This is a genomic window from Paenibacillus algorifonticola (assembly GCF_050481745.1).
Lineage (GTDB): Bacteria > Bacillota > Bacilli > Paenibacillales > Paenibacillaceae > Pristimantibacillus > Pristimantibacillus algorifonticola_A.
In genome coordinates this window covers 126904-143560 of the sequence record NZ_JBCNGR010000020.1, presented here as the reverse complement: position 1 = coordinate 143560, position 16657 = coordinate 126904, and the positions used below count along the sequence as shown (strand labels likewise).

Below are 16657 nucleotides of genomic sequence, written 5' to 3'. Positions count from 1 at the left end.
CCAAGGCAAGAGTGGCTGAATAGGATGGGTCAATAGAATCAACTCGCAGGAGTGTGGTTTCATTGATCGCGATCAGTCTTTGCATGATAGTCAAAAATGAAGAAAAAACATTGGCGCGCTGTCTCTCCTCTATCGCCCCTGCTGTAGATGAAATTATTATCGTCGACACAGGCTCGACCGATGCTACAAGGGAAATCGCCGCCGATTTCAACGCTCGCGTCGAGTCTTTTACCTGGGCGGATGACTTTGCCGCTGCCCGTAATTATGCATTTTCGCTTGCAACGAAGCCTTATATAATGTGGCTGGATGCGGACGATGTGCTGGAGGTTTCCGAGCTGCACAAGCTGAAGGCGCTCAAACATCAGCTCGGCGATACGGTGGATTCCGTCTCCATGGATTATCACCTGTCCTTTGACGAGTTCGGCAACGTAGTTAACAAGCTGCGGCGCAATCGCATTGTCAAGCGTGAGCGGAGCTTTCAGTGGATTGGCGCAGTTCATGAGTATTTGGAGGTTTACGGAAACATCGTTCATTGTGATGTGGCCGTTACGCATAAAAGCCTCGGGCAAGACAGCGACCGCAATTTGACCATGTATGAAAATCGGCTCCGCAGAGGAGAGATTTTCACCCCGCGCGACTTGTTTTATTACGCCAACGAGCTGAAAGACAATGGCCGTTACGATTCGGCCATTCGTTATTATGACAAGTTTCTCGCTACCGGAAAAGGCTGGATCGAGGATAATATTCTCGCTTGCGGGCGGCTTGCTGACTGCTACCACGAGCTGAACGAGCCTCGCAACATGATGGACTCCGTACTGCGATCCTTCTATTACGATAAGCCTCGGGCGGAATTTTGCTGCCGCCTTGGGCATTATTTTTTGCAGCGGGATGAACTTCAGATGGCGGTATATTGGTATAAGCAGGCGCTCCACGTGGAGCATACGGACACAACAGACTGGGGTTTTGCGAATATAACCTGCTCTACCTGGCTGCCGCAGCTTCAGTTATGTGTCTGTTATGATCGTCTAGGCGACTTCGAGGCAGCCTATATGCATAATGAGCAGGCGGCCAAATATCGGCCGGAGGATGAGCGAATGATAGCGAACCGGGTATATTTGAGTCAGCGGCTGTGTAAGACGGATGAGGGAGGGGTCGTACTTGTCTGAGAAAAAAAGGCGTGTGCTCGTTGCCAGTCCTGTTCAGCAGCAGCCTACGATTCTTGCGTTGTTTCTCGCTTCGCTGAAACGTCTTCATGCAGATCAGCTGGAGCTGAGCTATCTCTTCATTGACGACAATACGGATGCTACGAGCAGTCAGCTGCTGGAACAGTTTGCTGCTGCTCGCGAGAGGGTAACCATTATCCGCTCAGAATCCTCCGATAGCCAAGACGTGTATGTACGCACGGATATGACGCATTGCTGGAATGAGTAGCTCATTTGGAAGGTAGCCCATTTCAAAAATCGAATCATTGAACATGCTCTAGAGAGCCAATTTGACTACTTATTTCTGCTCGACTCCGACCTGCTGCTGGATGCCAGAACGCTTGCGCAGCTAGTATCGGACGACAAAGATATTGTAGCGGAAATTTTTTGGACCCGCTGGCAGCCGGATGCGCGTCCTCAGCCGCAAGTATGGCTGCATGACGAATATGGACAGTGGGAGCGAGGCCGAGGCGAGAAGCTGAGCGATTTGGAAATTGCGGAGCGTTTGGAGCAGTTTTACGCTATGTTAAACGAGCCTGGCGTATATGAGGTAGGCGGGCTTGGCGCATGCACGCTGCTGAGCAGAAAGGCGCTTGAAGCAGGTGTGCATTTTGGTCCCATTAGCAATTTAACCTTCTGGGGGGAAGACCGGCATTTCTGCATCAGGGCGGCTGCGCTTGGCTTGAGGCTGTTTGTGGATACCCACTATCCAGCCTATCATATTTACCGCAGTGCAGATTTGGCTGGGGCGGAGCGGTTTCTACAGAAAGAAATGGAAGTCCAGCCTAAGGCGAGAGGACGGCTTACGCTGTCGATGGTCGTAAGGAATGAGGGCAGCCGCTACTTGCGCCAGGCGCTGGAGCAGCATCGCCAGTATATTGATGACGCGGTCATTATTGACGATGGCAGCACGGATGATACAGCTGAGGTGTGCCTGCAGGCACTGGAAGGCATTCCGGTTAAGCTGATCCGCAACGAGGTGTCGCGTTTCAGCAATGAAATTACGCTGCGGAAGCAGCAGTGGGAAGAGACGTTGACTGTAAATCCGGAGTGGATACTGAATCTGGATGCGGATGAATGGTTTGAGCAAAGCTTCGTTCAGGAGCTCGACACCCTGCTGCAAAACCGTACTACGAATGTATTTTGCTTCCGTTTATACGATTTCTGGAGCCTTCATTCGTATCGATCGGACGCGATCTGGCGGGCACATGAAAGCTATCGCCCTTTTTTGCTCCGCTATGACCCAGCATTTGATTATAAGTGGAAAGATACACCGCAGCATTGCGGGCGTTTTCCCGTTAATATATTGGAGCTGCCTCACGAACTGTCGGGCATTCGCCTTAAGCATTATGGCTGGGCGAAAGCAGAGCATCGCCGGGAGAAGCTCCACCGCTACCAGCTGCTTGACCCCGATGCCAAGTATGGCTGGAAGGAGCAATACCTGTCCATTTTAGATGTCAATCCACAGCTTGTGGAGTGGCAGGAATAATAGGCACAAGCATGCAAAAAAGCATCTCTGCTCATCAGAAAAAATGAGTGGAGATGCTTTTAATCAACATATCGGAAGTACGTATAATAAATGGCTTAACGCAAAATTCGGCCAATAATGCCGCCGAGCCCGCCTTCGTTATTATTATTATTGCTTGGAGCGCCGCCGTTATTGCCAGCGTTACCAGCATTGCCGCCGTTGCCGCCAAAAGTGTTTTGGAAGGCGCTGCTTTGCTCTTGCGGCTGGTAACGGTTGTCGTCAATGCCGAATTTTACGCCGCTTTGGCGCTCGAAAGGCTGAATGATAACGATTTGCCCAGGCTCATTGAACTCATACATATACGACTCACCAGAGGTTTGTCCGATAAGGGTTTTCCAGTTCACATCTAGCTTTACTTTAGGTGAAGGGCCTGTCCAGGCAACAATCGCATCGGGATCGACGCGGCATGGAGCTTGCAGAACGAGCGGGTTGCCGTTCGTTTTCACTGCGACTTGAGCGCCTTGGCCGTTATAGGAGAGCTTGGAGGTGAAAAGTCCGCGTTGGGAAATGACACCGGAGCCGATGATCGTAACGCCGTAGTGGCAAGTTTCTGTAAACGCCAGCAGGTCTTCACTTTCAACGCTTACGTGCTGCCAAGGGCCGCCCTGCTCCAAATTAATGACGGTCACATGCGTGTTCTGGTCAGCAAGATAGACAGAGCCTTGGCCTTCGACTTCCATAATTTCAAGGTTTTCGCCTGTAATGCGGCGCATACCGTGGTTTAATACTTGTCCAACAATGTTGCCGGAGTTTGTGCCAAGCAAGCGCTTGGAATATTTAAATTTGCCGTTGTAAGCCTGATCAGCAACCATGGAGCCTTTTTTAGCGAAAAATTTGCCTTGGCCTTCAGCTTTCAGAAACAGCTCGCGTTCCACTTGAAATTGAAATGGCATATGAGTTGACCTCCAGTTAGATGTGTAGTGAATTACATAGCGCCATAATGTGCGCAAATGCCAGCCAGATCAAGCGTAAGGCCTGTACCTACCGCATTGAATTTCCACTCGTTGTTGTGGCGGTATACTTCTCCCGCGAGCAAGGAAATGGAAGTGGAATAGTCCTCGGACAGGTCAAAGCGGCAAATTTCAGCGCCGTTCGCCTGGTTGACGATCCGAATGTAGGCGTTGCCGATTTGGCCAAAGTTTTGATTTTTGCGAACAGCATCATCAATCGTCACGGTAAATACGATTTTCTGAATGTCAGGAGACACGCGGGACAGTTGGATTTCTGCCGACTCATCGTCGCCGCTGCCTTGTCCAGTCCGGTTGTCGCCGTTATAGCGAATCGCTCCGTCTGGGCTGTTCAAGTTATTATAAAAAATGATATGGCCGTTGGAAGGAAGCTTCTCCGCTTGGTTCAGCAGGAAAATTTCAACATCGAGGTCGTAATTTTGGCCTTGCAAGCGATTCGTATCCCAGCCGAGACCAACTTTTAAATGGTCGAGTCCGGGGTTATTTTTCGTCAAATCGAGCTTCTGTCCCTTGGACAATACAAGTCCGCCTCCGAAGCCGCCACCTTGAGGAGCGGGTGCTGCACCAAAGGAGTTAGCGTTGCCAGCATTCGGGAATCCACCTTGCTGAGTACCGCCTTGGATGCCGCCCTGTTGAATGCCGCCTTGTTGGATGCCGCCTTGCTGAATACCGCCCTGTTGAATGCCACCCTGTTGAATGCCGCCTTGTTGGATGCCGCCTTGCTGAATACCGCCCTGTTGAATGCCACCCTGCTGGATACCGCCTTGGATACCGCCCTGAATGCCGCCTTGTCCACCAAAATTGTTGCCGCCGTTTGAATTCGATCCAATACCCATTTGTATTGCCTCCTCAAATATGAAATAAAAGAACCATCTGCCTCGACAGTTATTCACCTTGAAGCTCTTAACAGGCCAGAATGGTGGAATTTGTCGATTCTGTGTAAGAATATGAAACTATTTGTAGTATAGCAGATTGTGATTGTAGTTGTTAATGGTTAATGGTGTTACAGTTCCTGCTGCAGCAGGGATGTCTGATTAGATACGGCGATGCGAAAGCTTGGTTGCATTTTTTAGAATATAGGAAAGAATAGGATTTTCCAATCCTTTCTCTATATTTCTCGGAATGAAACGTGCTGCGCCGCCAAAGGACGGCGACAGCCGTTTCACCTTAAAGCAAAGAAACATAACAAAATAGATGACAAAAGAGAACTATAAAAACAAATTGAATCTCCTATTTTTTTCAAGTAGTTCCTCTATAATGATGTGAAGCGCTTTCGAAACACTTTTAAAAAATAGGAGGATCGCATGAATAAAAAACGCAAATGGATCGCGGCCGTCATGGCCCCAGCTATCGTTGTTTCGATGTTCTCTTCTGCTGCTTTCGCTCAATCAGGTGCGGCAACTAAGGCGTTTGCTCCCGATATACAGGGGCATTGGGCGAAAGCTGCTATAGAGAAATGGAGTGCGCAGGGAATTGTAAGCGGTTACTTGGACGGAACGTTCCATCCGAATGAAAGCATGACCCGGGCGGAGTTTGTCGCGGTCATTAATCGGTTGTTCGGTTTATCGGCTTTGTCTGCTTCAGCTTTTAGCGATGTGCCGGAGACAGCTTGGTATGCGGGCGAGCTTAGCAAAGCGCGGGCTGCGGGCTATTATGACGGGTTCCCGGGTAATGAGGCAAGAGCCGAGCAGCCGATAACGAGGCAGGATGCGGTAACGCTGCTGGCGCGTATTTTCGAGCTGAAAGCGGCGGAGAATGCGGCTTATGCGGGTTCCTTCAAGGATAGCAGCCAAATTTCCAGCTATGCGAAAAAGGCGATCAACGCACTGCAAGGTGTCGTCAGCGGCTACGAAAATGGCACTTTCCTGCCCGCAGGCAAAATCTCTCGTGCAGAGGTCATAACCCTGGTGGACAAACTGGTGGCCGAGCTGTATGCCAAGGCAGGGGATTATACAGCGGCGCAAGCGATTTCGGGCCACGCGATCATTAATCATGCTGGCATTACGCTCAAAGATGCCCAAATTGCCGGCAACCTTTATTTGACCGCAGGCATTGGGGACGGGGAGGCAGCAGTCGCTCATACAAGCGTGAAAGGGACGACTTTTATTGCGGGCGGCGGCGAGCATACGGTTATTTTCAACGATTCAACGCTGGCAGGCGTAGAAATTAATCGCAAGGATGGCAGGGTTCATGTCGAGGCAGATGGGGACACAAAGATCAACAGCATCGTGGCTAACAGCAAGGCTATTCTGGAGCTGGGCGACAACGCCGAGGCAGACAGCATTGTGCTGAATCAGCCTACGGAGCTGATCACCGGCCCGGGCACAACGATTGGGAGACTGACAGTGCAAGCCGATTCCGTCACTATTAATGGCAAACCATTAGCCAAAGGCAGCTATACGGTGAAAAATGGCACGCTGACGCCAGTTGGCGCAATCACAACGCCAGTAACGGGCACATCCTCAGGCGGCAATGGAAGCAGTGGAGGCAGCAACAACGGCGGTGGAAATGGCGGAAATACGGAGCAGACGGTCAATTTTGTCGATCAGCATGCAACGGCTGAGACTAAATCATTGTTCGCCTATTTGAACGGTGTGCGCGGCCATGAAATTTTGTTCGGCCACCAGCATGCAACGGATGAAGGCGTGACACTGACCAGTGCAGACGGCTCGCAATCCGAGGTGAAAAATTCAGTCGGCGATTACCCTGCCGTGTTCGGCTGGGATACGCTTAGCCTGGAAGGCAAAGAGAAGCCGGGCGTGCCGAACAATGTCGAGCAGAGCCGGATCAATCTCACTGCCGCGGTCAAGAACGCCCACGAGCTCGGTGGTATTGTGGCGCTCAGCACCCATTTTCCAAACTTTGTGACCGGCGGCAGCTTTAATGATACGTCAGGCCATGTAGCTGCTCATATTTTGCCGGGCGGCGACAAGCATGCGGAATTTAATGCCTTTTTGGATACGATAGCGAACTTCGCGAATAATGTGAAGGATGATGATGGCAAGCTCATCCCCATCCTGTTCCGTCCTTTCCATGAGCAAAACGGCGGCTGGTTTTGGTGGGGCGCGAAAACGACGACCTCAAGCGAATACAAGGAGATTTTCCGCTATACGGTTGAATACCTGCGCGATAAGAAGGACGTGCGAAACTTCCTGTATGTATTCTCGCCAAATGGCTCGTTCGGCGGCGCAGAAAGCACGTATTTGACGACGTACCCGGGCGACGATTATGTCGATATATTGGGAATGGACCAATACGATAACAAGGAAAATGCGGGTTCACAAGGCTTTTTTGACGGACTGGTAAACGATCTTGGCATGATTTCAAGGATGGCCGACAGCAAGGGGAAAATTGCGACATTCTCCGAATTTGGCTACAGCCCAGAGGGGATGAAGACATCCGGGAACAATAATACGACCTGGTTCACCGATTTGCTGAGTGCGATCAAGTCCGATGAGGACGCTTCGCGCATTGCCTATATGCAGACGTGGGCGAATTTCGGCCTCGGCAATAATTTGTACGTTCCTTATAAAAATGCGCCAAACGGGCTCGGCGATCATGAGCTTTTGCCCGATTTTATAAACTTCTATAATGATTCGTTTACGACTTTCCGCAATGAGGTGCAGGGCGTATATGGCCATACGGTCGTGACTGCGCCAGAGCAGCCGTTCATGCATATTGCAACGCCTACGGATAACAGCATTGTGGGCAGCTCCGTTACGATTCGTGCACGTGCGCTGGAAATTACCCCAACGAAGGTCGTATATACGGTGCAGGGTTCGGATACGGAATATCCGATGACGCTCGATAGCGACGGATTTTTCTATACGGCGGATTGGTCTCCAGCAGCAGGCTTAAATGGCAAGACAGCGGCGCTGAACGTCAAAGTCTATGTCGGCAATCAGGTCGTGCTGACGCAAACGGCGACGGTATCGGTGCAGGCAAACGAGATTTTGATGAAAAGCTACACCTTTGACCAAGATACAGAAGGCGTAGTCAAAAATGGTGATCCGGGCACTTATCCGGAAACGATGGCGCTGACCGTGGGGCATGATGCTTTAGACGGCAACGGGGTATTGAAGCTGGATGCCCAGAGTGTGGCAGCGGCCGATACGTGGCAGGAATTCAAGCTTGCGCTACCAGCGCTTGACGGCGGAAATGCACTGGCGGATGTGAAACGCATCAAGCTGGATGCGTGGATTCCGCTAAGTGCGGGAGATGCGGAGGCGACGATTAGCAGCATTGCGATGCTGCCGCCGGATTGGGATACGAAATATGGGATGACGACGACCAAAATCAAGCTGTCCGAGCTTCCGCAGGTGACCGTAGGCAGCACGGTATATGCGAAATTTTCGCCCGTTATTGATTTGAATGATGCGGCAAAATCAGCAGCGGCGACGGGGCTAGCCCTTTCCTTGGTGGGCAGCGGATTAGAAGGCGATTTTTCAATCTACGTCGATAATCTGAGCTTGTACAGCACGTTCGCTGAAGCGGAGAAAGACCCGGCTGTAGTGGACAACTTCGAGACGTACCAAGGCAGCGATGCCGCTCTGGCAGCGAAGTTCATCCATGCGGGCGGTGATGCGACAGCGGTAGCGCTGGACGGCGTGCATAAAAGCTCGGGCAACTATGGGATGAAGCTGGACTATACGCTGAGCACTTCCGGCTATGCGGGCATTACGAAGGTGCTGGGTGGAGTAGACTGGTCCACGTTCAACAATCTGAAATTTTGGATGGTGCCGGACGGCAGCAACCAGAAGCTTGTGATTCAGCTGCGTGTGGATGGCGTCTCCTACGAAGCATATCCATCGCTTGTGGGTACAACCGGGCAATGGGTCAGCCTGCACTTTAATGCGTTTACCGTTGCTCCGTGGGATACAGGAAATGCGGGCAAAAAAATCAACAAGGTCAGCTTGAAAAATGTACAGGAATTTTCCGTGTACGTGAATGCCATCAATGGAGCCACGCTCAACAGCACGCTTTATTTTGACGATATTGAAGCGATCAACGATGGAACGGGCGGCGTGCCGAATGGAGGCTCCGGCTCGGGAAGCTCCCCGGCAGAATCGGGAACGCTGTATGGATTTGAAGCGGATACGGCTGGCTGGGCCGTAAGCTCGAATGAGGCGCAGGCCACAGATGCAGCGATTACACCGGATGAGAAGACAGAGGGCAGCCAATCGCTGACGTCTACCTTCTCGCTGGCTAGCCCGTTAGGCTTTGAGCTGACGAAGGTTGCGGCAGCAGATTTATCGGCTGCTGCTGCTCTCAGCGTCAAAGTGAAGCTGTCACAGGGTACCGCCGATGCCCGACTATATATTAAAACAGGCAGCACATGGGATTGGCATGACAGCGGCACGGGCGTGGTCGTCGATTCCAGCGGATTTAAAACGCTGACGCTTCCGCTCTCTGGCCTGACGGGACTCGATAGTGTCCAAGCGATCGGCGTGAAGATCGAGCCGACAGCTGGACAGACGGGCACAGCAGCTGTCTATGTAGATGATGTTTATGTGGTAGGAAGCGGAGGGCCAGGAACGGGTGAGCTCACGTATGATTTTGAAAGCGGGGCAGAGGGCTGGGCAATCAACACGGATGCTAGTAATGCCTATAATACGGCAAACGCCCGTGATATGGCCGTGTCGACCGATGCCGCGTCATCGGGAAGCAGCTCGCTGAAGGCGGCTTTTGACCTAAACGGCGGCGATTTCCAGCTTAGACGGGTCGGTGCGCTGAGCTTGGGTGCAGCAAGTACGCTGTCCGCCAAGTTTAAAGTGGCAGCGGATGGGAATGCAGCGCTTGCGGGCGCTGTATCCGTCAAGCTGTTCCTGCAAACAGGAGGCGGCTGGAGCTGGTTCGCGCCGAATGAAACGGTTTCCTACAACGGCGATGGATTCGTGACGGTAAGCTACGATTTGTCAGGCGTCTCGGACAAAAATAATGTCCAGGCGCTGGGCATTCAGGTATTTACACCAAGCGGCTCGACGGGCGCGGCAATGATTTATTTGGATGAGGTTAAGGCGCAATAATACATGTTTCAAACATAAAAAGAACGGGAAGTGAAAACTGGTCCCCATACACTAAACATTGTGTATGGGGACCAGTTTAATTATTGGAGAACTCATAAAGTTGGACACTGAGAAAAAAATTCTTTTTTTTTGATTCAAAAGCAAATTTCTGGAACTTTTTACTGTTTTAAGCGTCTATGTATATAGAAGAACCGGTTGTGTCATATACCAGAAGGGAAACCCTTTATCGGTGGGAAGAAAGCATACAAAGCAACAAGATACACTTCACAGGAATTAAGTAATAACTTCCAACCAATCTATGATGAGCTGTACCGAGGAGATGTGGTCCAACACGTTAATTCTGCCGCATACAATCCATTCTCAGATTGTAAACGGTTATGGCCCGGGAAACGATCTTAAAATTGCTCAACATTCTGTCAATAGTGGCACATGGAATAAGGATATATCGTTAAAATCGTATGTAGCTTACGGCTCGTGGATTGTATCCATCAAAATTAAACTCTAAAGAAAAGGAATTGGGAAAAATTGAAGAAAAAAACGTGGATGATTCTTTCTGTCTGCGGTGCATTGGCGATTGGAGGCTTCGTATGGGGTAACCTTAGTCCTAACCAGGCCGAGGCTAATGCCCCTACCCTTCAAGAGAAGGTTTCGTATGCAAATGAAAGCTATGATGCACAGAAGAAAATTGCTGATGCACCTGGAGCAACAACAGCCGACGAACAGAAACTTAAAGAACTGGCGAGCAAGGCTGGAGATTTAGAAGCTGAACTCAGTCCGCAAAGCGCTCTTGACGAATTTAACGAAGTTTTTGCAGGATATAAAGACTTGTATGCAATTGAAAGTGCCCATTACGCTGACCAGCAGGATTCTGAGGATCCGGCTGTGCAAAGGGTTTTAGAGGAACTGGAGCAAAAAGGGAAGTTGATTGCCCAATTTGAAAAACAGGCTCAAAGTCAGGCATTGAGCAAATCAGCCGATGGCGAATCCTTACTGGATCAGTTCATGGCAGCAACCAGTAAATTAAATCAAGAGTTGTATCCGGAACAGTACAAATATGAAAGCAAGTAAAAGGAGCTGCCAATTGAGGCGGCTCTTTTGCTTAAAGAATGTGAAAAAGACACTAAGCAGCATGTAAGCTGCTCAGCGTCTTTTACAAACGTTATCAATTGCTTTTATTGTCGCGAAACGAATCCAAATAGTTGTGAATGTCCGCTTCGGGCGTCTTCAGCAAGCCCTTGAGCATCTTTTGGATAGCGCGCAGTGATTCGACCTTTTCATCAATCTCGACGATTTTGCCCCGCACATAAGCCTTCAGGGTTTCGACGTCCATATCACGGCCTAGCAGATGCAGCACTTCATGAATCTCCTTAAGGGAGTAGCCGAGCGACTTGGTGTCCTTAATGAATTTGATTTTGACCAAATAATCGTCCGAGTACAAACGGTATCCGCCTTGGCTTCGGCGGGGGGCCGGAAGGATGCCGCTCTCCTCGTAGTAGCGAATCGTTGCCATGCTAAGCCCGGTTTTTTTGGCAAGCTCGCCGCGTGTCATGCCTTCCATGCGCGTTTCCCTCCTGGTTGTTCGTGTGTTGTCCGTGTGTTTATTGCGCAATTGCTTTTTTCGTATAGTTATTGTCGAAAATAACCTCAGGATAGTCCGGTGATGGCCCAGCCAGCAGCGGCTGTGATTCATTTTTCAAATATTGATTGAAAAAGGCGGTGACATAAGAGCGGGTAATATCTACCACGTGAACGGAGTCGACTCCCTTGGCGAACAGCTTAGGCGACAGCAGCGCGATGTCGGTAAAGCTCTGATGGATAAAAGGCTCAACGGTCATGTAATACGTGTCATTGGTGCTTTTCGTCATGACCGAGTCCAAATCGGAAGCGAACTCGTCGAAATAGACATAGGATTTTTCCTTCGTCGCTGGATCAAGGCTTTTGGCTGTATCGCCCGTCATCAAATACATGAACGGCTGCTTCAGGCCGTTATGGGCTACATCGCCCCAAAATCCGCCCTCCAGACTAACTCCCGCCTTGAAACGGCTATCCTGTGCCAGCGTCTCCGCAGTTGTCGCCCCGCCATAGGAGTGGCCGAAAATGCCAACGCGGCTTAGATCCAGCTTGCCCTCCAGCTTATGCTCAGGGTCATCCTGGTTCCATGCCGTCAACGTGTCGAGCACAAAACTCGTATCAGCTACACGGATAGCGACTTCTTTAATATTGTTGTCGTAAAGCTCTGCTGAAGTTGGAAATTCGGGCTCAGCCTCGTATAAAATCGAACGGCCATCCGGAAAATCCACCTTCGCTGACGTATACGGATGATCCATGCCTACGACGATGTAGCCATTGCTTACGAGTTCCTCAATTGCCGTCATGCTCTGGAAGCGGGTCGAACGAACTCCGGGAGAGAACAGGACAACGGGATAGCTCGCTTCAGCAGAGGATAGCTTGGCCCCTTCTATTACATGCGTCGGAATGTTCGTCACATGGCTGAAAATTTGCTTCGGTATGCCGAATACGAGGCTGACCGCTTCCCCAATTTCCGAAGGGTAATGCTCGGTCGATGCGCCTTCGGTTTTATTTTTATCTACCGGGTACCATACATTGATCATCAGCTCGCGCTTGTCGTTCGGGTCTTCACTGTGCGTCTCAGCGCGGGATTCATCCGTCAGATGCCGTGCGATGGTGCCAATGCCATAGCTGCCGTGAGGTTCAGGCATTGTGAAAATCGGCAGCAGCGAGCTCGCATAGACGGAAAATCCGCTAAGAGCGACGACGATAAGGGAAAGCAGACTCTTTTTGATAATAGCTTTGGAACGGATAGGATTGCCATAGGGCTTCAGCAGCCGGCGGACTAAGACCATAATCAAAACGAAAGTCACAGCGTAAGCAGCAACCATCTGGATGCGAAAATGATCGATTACTCCATGCAGCAGCACGGCCAGTACCACCGCGCCCAGCATCCCCGCCTCAAGCCGCTTCGTTTTTCTTGCGAATAACAGGCCTCCCGCTGCCGCTAAAATAACCAGAATGACAATGATTTCGAATATTTTCATTATACAGTACCTCCATTTATTTCTGTATTCTCCGTCCAGCAGGCCGGAAATCTTGTATAAACAGAGTATAAAGGTTGAAGTATACCTCAAGGTCAAGGTACTATTTTGGAGTTCTCTCTCCTACCGAAAATGTCTCCCCATATGAATGTGAACCTGCATACCGGAAGGCGGCCAGTATAGGGGCACCTCAGTCCTCACCATTTTGAGAAAAAAAGAGCGAACCTGGCAAGCATTGTGCTACTATATTGGCAAATCAAGCACGATGTTTGACAGAAAAGGGGACTAGCTGTGTTTTACTCATTAAGAAGTCGACTTATTGCCGTCTTTATTTTGCTGTTCGTCCTTTCTTTTGGCGCTATGTCTTATCTATTGTTTAATGAATCACGCTCTATTATCCGCTCTTATATTGAATCCTCGGCACTGGAGAAAATGGAGGAGTACGGCGCTTACGTCGATATGGTCCAGATGCAGATTTACGATCTGGCCTCACTCGTGTTCAATAGCGATACGACGAAAAACTGGGATGGGGCTATGTCGGACCCGAAGCTATCGGCGGGCGAGAAAATGCTGGCGAATATTAAGCTCAGCAGCTTTCTCACGCAGGCGATGAACAGCTATACGAGCGTATCGCGGGTGACCTTTTACCGCGCAGACGGCACGTGGATCAGCAGCGACAATCAGGTTGTGTCCGACCCGGTCCTGCTTGAGCAGCAGTGGTACAGCGATTTTAAAACATCGGGAACCCACTGGGTGGCCAGCCATATTGACCCGGTCGAGGCACGATACAATAACACGCATCCAGTTGTCAGCATGCTCATGCCAATCGGAACATTTGAGCCAAGCCGTGCCCGAACGGTGATGAAAATCAATGTGAGCAGTGACTATTTTCAGCAGCCGCTCAATCGGATTCACCTTGGTGAAAGCGGTGCCATTTATTTGCTGGATCAAGGCGGCCAACTGCTGCTTTCCCCGCCTGAAGCCGGGGCACAGGCCGACATGCAGGCTGCTATGGAGAAAATCCGCGGAGATATGCGCAAACAAGGCGTTATTTATATGGATACGGATAAGGGGAAAACCGATATTGTCGTATTTAAAAAGCTGCAAAGAACGGGATGGATACTTGTCGGCTTCGTATCGGAACAAGACTTGTACGCGAAGCTGTTCCAATTGCGCAGCAGCATTATTTTATTCGCCTCCATATTGCTCGTATTATCCGTCTTTCTAGCCATATGGCTGTCGCAGAGCATTTCCAATCCGCTATCCCGCCTCATATCCGCTATGCGCCATGTTCAGCGGGGCGATTTCAATCAGGCGGAGCTGCGTCTTCCGCCAGAAATCAGCATTCGCAACGAAGTAGGTTTTGCGACGGTAACCTTCCGCAATATGGTGCGCCAGCTCCGGCAGCATATCAAAAACGAATTTGAGCTGAAGCTGCTGCGCCAGCAAGCGGAATACAAGGCGCTGCTGATGCAGATCAATCCGCATTTTTTGTTCAATACGCTGGAGCTCATGAGCAGTCTCGCCATGCAGAAGCGTACCGACGATACGGTGCAGGTCATTGAGTCGCTTGGCAAAATGATGCGTTTCTCGCTGAGAATGAGCGATGATGTGGTACCGCTGCGCGAGGAACTGAAATACGTGAAGGATTACGTGGAGATTTTGCAAATCCGCTTTGGTGAACGGCTGAGCTTGACGTTGAAGGAGGAAGGAGAGCTTGCGCATCTGACGATTATTAAATTTATTTTGCAGCCGCTGATCGAAAATGCCGTCAAATACAGCTTTCAGCATCAGCCGGAAGCCTGGGTGGAAATTGTAGTCAGCAGGAGTGATGGGCGCATCGTTCTAAGCATTGCGGATAATGGTCAGGGCATTCCTGACGACATGAAGCGCCAGCTTGCGGAACGCTCGGCCGCTGCTCGATTGGACATGCTGCTGAATAGCCGCGACAGTCAAATTGGCCTCAGCAACGTCATTGCAAGGTGCAGGCTGTATTACGGCGAGCTGTTTGAGATCCAGATCAAAGATAGCGGCTGGGGCGGTGCGCTAATCGTACTGGCGCTGCCTATACAGGAGGAGGGAAAGCATGTATAAGGTGCTGATTGTGGACGACGAACCGGAAATCAGGCTGGGGCTGCGGCTCAAGGTAGATTGGGAGGAGCTGGGCCTGTGTATTGCGGGCGAGGCGGCGAATGGCATGGAGGCGCTGGAGCAGCTGGAGCGCGAGGCATTCGATGTTGTTATGACAGATATGAATATGCCCGTGATGGACGGACTGTCTTTTTTGGACGAATGCCGCAGGCTGTATCCTGAAATCCGGCTGATCATCCTTACAGGCTATGAGGATTTCAGTTATGCGCATGCGGCTGTCCGTCATCAGGCACGCCATTATTTGCTCAAGCCGGTTGCGCGGGATGAGCTGACGGAGGCGCTGCTGAAGGTCAGAGGGGAGATGGACAAGGAGCAGGAGAGCCATCGGCAGTCCGAGGATATGAAATGGCGTCTGACCCAGTATTATCGGGAAATGAAGGAGCATTTTCTGCGCTATCTCATCCGGGGCGAGGCAGGGCGTGAGGAAGCGCTAATGGAGCGGGCAAAGCTGTTTCAGCTGGAGGAATGGGGAGAGCGGACGGTCAGATTTATGACAGCTGGGCTAGAGCAGCGTGGGCAGCGGCTGGATCAGCCGAATCAGCTGAATCAGCTGAATCAGGCGGGGCAGGCTGGACAGAAAAGTCAGAAGGATCAGATGAACCAGACAGACCCAGCCGAACAGAAAGGCCAGACGGACCTGTCAGACCAGACTGGCCAAACGGATCAGAGAGATTGGCAGACGAACCGCAGGCCTGAGCAATTCAGCCTGCCGTTTGAGCTGATATGCCGCGAGCTGGCGGATGGCTCCACCGGCTCGGTGCAAGTCGTTCGAGACGAGCATTATCACGGCTTAATGCATATTGCTTTACTGGATGGAGAGGAGAAGCCAGCGGAATTTGAGCAGAAGCTGCGCGATATGGTGTATGGGCATCTCGGATTCGTGCCCTCCATCGGCATAGGAAATGCTGTTAAAGGCTTTAAGCAGTGGAAGGAGGGCTGCATGTCCTCGCTCGTCGCATGGAATTTGGCGGAGGCGCAGGCTCGCCAAGGAGAACGGGCAGCGGAGGAGCCGTTTCTGCTTCCGAAGGAGACGGTCGATTTGAACCGGCGTCTGCTGGAACGGGGAGAAATGGAGCAGCTCGCCAAAATGATAGAGCGTGAACTGAAGGAGGCGCTTAGCGTATCGCGCATCCGGTTCGTGAAGGCGATTTTTCAGTTCAATCTCGTTTTGGAGGCGCAGGCGCATGAAGCGCAGGTGCCGTTAACGGGCGGCGAGCAGCTTTGGCTGCGTCCGGAAATGGCGCTCAACCTAAGCACAGCGGAGAAGGCCTGCCAATTTTTGATGAAGCTAGCCGCGGCTATTCATGACAAGCTGCAAGGGGCAGAAGAGGGCGCTGTGGATACGGTTCTGGAGGCTTCCAGGCAATATATCGCAGAAAACTACATGTATGACTTGAATTTAACGATGCTAGCTGAACGATTCAATTATAATTCGACCTACTTTTCGGAGCTGTTTAAAGCGAAAGCGGGTAAAACGTTTATTCATTATTTGACTGACGTTCGAATGGCGCATGCAACCCGGCTGCTGGAGGAAACGGGGCTCAGCCTATGGGATATATCCGAGCTGTCCGGCTTTTCCAATGCGAGCTATTTCAGCTCCAAGTTTAAAAGGATGTATGGCCTGACACCGTCTGAATTTCGCCAGCGCCTATCTGAAAAAAGTGATAACGAACTCCCGAAGAAATGATATGTTGCCGAATCCTATTCCTGCGTATGATTGGTGTACGAA

The 16657-nt window shown here is 50.8% G+C and carries 11 protein-coding genes; 7 read left to right on the top strand and 4 right to left on the bottom strand.

Features of this window, described 5'->3' with window-relative positions:
* Positions 1–53: 53 nt before the first annotated feature.
* From ABEW34_RS18730 to ABEW34_RS18720, 3 genes are all read left to right on the top strand, one after another.
* A complete protein-coding gene (locus ABEW34_RS18730) occupies positions 54–1166 on the top strand; it encodes a tetratricopeptide repeat-containing glycosyltransferase family 2 protein (protein ID WP_430160687.1) in 1113 nt (370 codons plus the stop codon).
* Positions 1159–1431, top strand: a complete 273-nt coding sequence (locus ABEW34_RS18725) for a hypothetical protein (protein WP_430160685.1) — start codon at positions 1159–1161, stop codon at positions 1429–1431. Before ABEW34_RS18730 ends, ABEW34_RS18725 begins: the two co-directional genes overlap by 8 nt.
* A 258-nt stretch (positions 1432–1689) precedes the next feature.
* The gene (locus ABEW34_RS18720) at positions 1690–2691 is read left to right on the top strand and encodes a glycosyltransferase (protein WP_430160682.1); all 1002 of its coding nucleotides are present in this window, start codon (positions 1690–1692) and stop codon (positions 2689–2691) included.
* 95 nt (positions 2692–2786) lie between these two features.
* Here the strand turns inward: ABEW34_RS18720 and ABEW34_RS18715 are convergent, their stop codons facing one another.
* Both ABEW34_RS18715 and ABEW34_RS18710 read right to left on the bottom strand, forming a co-directional pair.
* Positions 2787–3623 (bottom strand): AIM24 family protein, encoded by an 837-nt coding sequence (locus tag ABEW34_RS18715; protein WP_430160681.1) that lies wholly within the window; start codon positions 3621–3623, stop codon positions 2787–2789.
* 32 nt (positions 3624–3655) lie between these two features.
* Positions 3656–4216, bottom strand: a complete 561-nt coding sequence (locus ABEW34_RS18710; RefSeq protein WP_430160732.1) for a TerD family protein — start codon at positions 4214–4216, stop codon at positions 3656–3658.
* A gap of 786 nt (positions 4217–5002) precedes the next feature.
* On the opposite strand from ABEW34_RS18710, the gene ABEW34_RS18705 reads away from it, so the two are divergent.
* Both ABEW34_RS18705 and ABEW34_RS18700 read left to right on the top strand, forming a co-directional pair.
* Positions 5003–9724: a glycosyl hydrolase gene (locus tag ABEW34_RS18705; RefSeq protein WP_430160680.1), complete on the top strand. Its 4722-nt coding sequence runs from the start codon at positions 5003–5005 to the stop codon at positions 9722–9724.
* A gap of 525 nt (positions 9725–10249) precedes the next feature.
* A complete protein-coding gene (locus tag ABEW34_RS18700; RefSeq protein WP_430160678.1) occupies positions 10250–10792 on the top strand; it encodes a hypothetical protein in 543 nt (180 codons plus the stop codon).
* A gap of 94 nt (positions 10793–10886) precedes the next feature.
* Here ABEW34_RS18700 and ABEW34_RS18695 read toward each other — a convergent pair whose 3' ends face one another.
* Entirely contained in the window at positions 10887–11282 is a 396-nt protein-coding gene (locus ABEW34_RS18695; protein WP_430160675.1) for a MerR family transcriptional regulator, read from the bottom strand.
* 40 nt (positions 11283–11322) lie between these two features.
* Positions 11323–12780 carry an alpha/beta hydrolase family protein gene (locus ABEW34_RS18690; protein ID WP_430160673.1) on the bottom strand — a complete coding sequence of 486 codons (1458 nt, stop codon included), beginning with the start codon at positions 12778–12780 and terminating at the stop codon, positions 11323–11325.
* 288 nt (positions 12781–13068) lie between these two features.
* Between ABEW34_RS18690 and ABEW34_RS18685 the strand changes: the two genes are divergently transcribed.
* Together ABEW34_RS18685 and ABEW34_RS18680 are read left to right on the top strand one after the other, a co-directional pair.
* Positions 13069–14871, top strand: coding sequence for a sensor histidine kinase (locus tag ABEW34_RS18685; RefSeq protein WP_430160670.1), 1803 nt, complete (start codon positions 13069–13071; stop codon positions 14869–14871).
* Positions 14864–16615, top strand: coding sequence for a response regulator transcription factor (locus ABEW34_RS18680; RefSeq protein ID WP_430160668.1), 1752 nt, complete (start codon positions 14864–14866; stop codon positions 16613–16615). Before ABEW34_RS18685 ends, ABEW34_RS18680 begins: the two co-directional genes overlap by 8 nt.
* Positions 16616–16657: the final 42 nt, after the last annotated feature.

What these genes read in the sequence shown, in the direction of transcription:
- ABEW34_RS18715 (WP_430160681.1), bottom strand. Translation starts at nt 3,623, where the DNA reads ATGCCATTTCAATTTCAAGTGGAACGCGAGCTGTTTCTGAAAGCTGAA.
- ABEW34_RS18705 (WP_430160680.1), top strand. Translation starts at nt 5,003, where the DNA reads ATGAATAAAAAACGCAAATGGATCGCGGCCGTCATGGCCCCAGCTATC.
- ABEW34_RS18695 (WP_430160675.1), bottom strand. Translation starts at nt 11,282, where the DNA reads ATGGAAGGCATGACACGCGGCGAGCTTGCCAAAAAAACCGGGCTTAGC.
- ABEW34_RS18690 (WP_430160673.1), bottom strand. Translation starts at nt 12,780, where the DNA reads ATGAAAATATTCGAAATCATTGTCATTCTGGTTATTTTAGCGGCAGCG.
- ABEW34_RS18680 (WP_430160668.1), top strand. Translation starts at nt 14,864, where the DNA reads ATGTATAAGGTGCTGATTGTGGACGACGAACCGGAAATCAGGCTGGGG.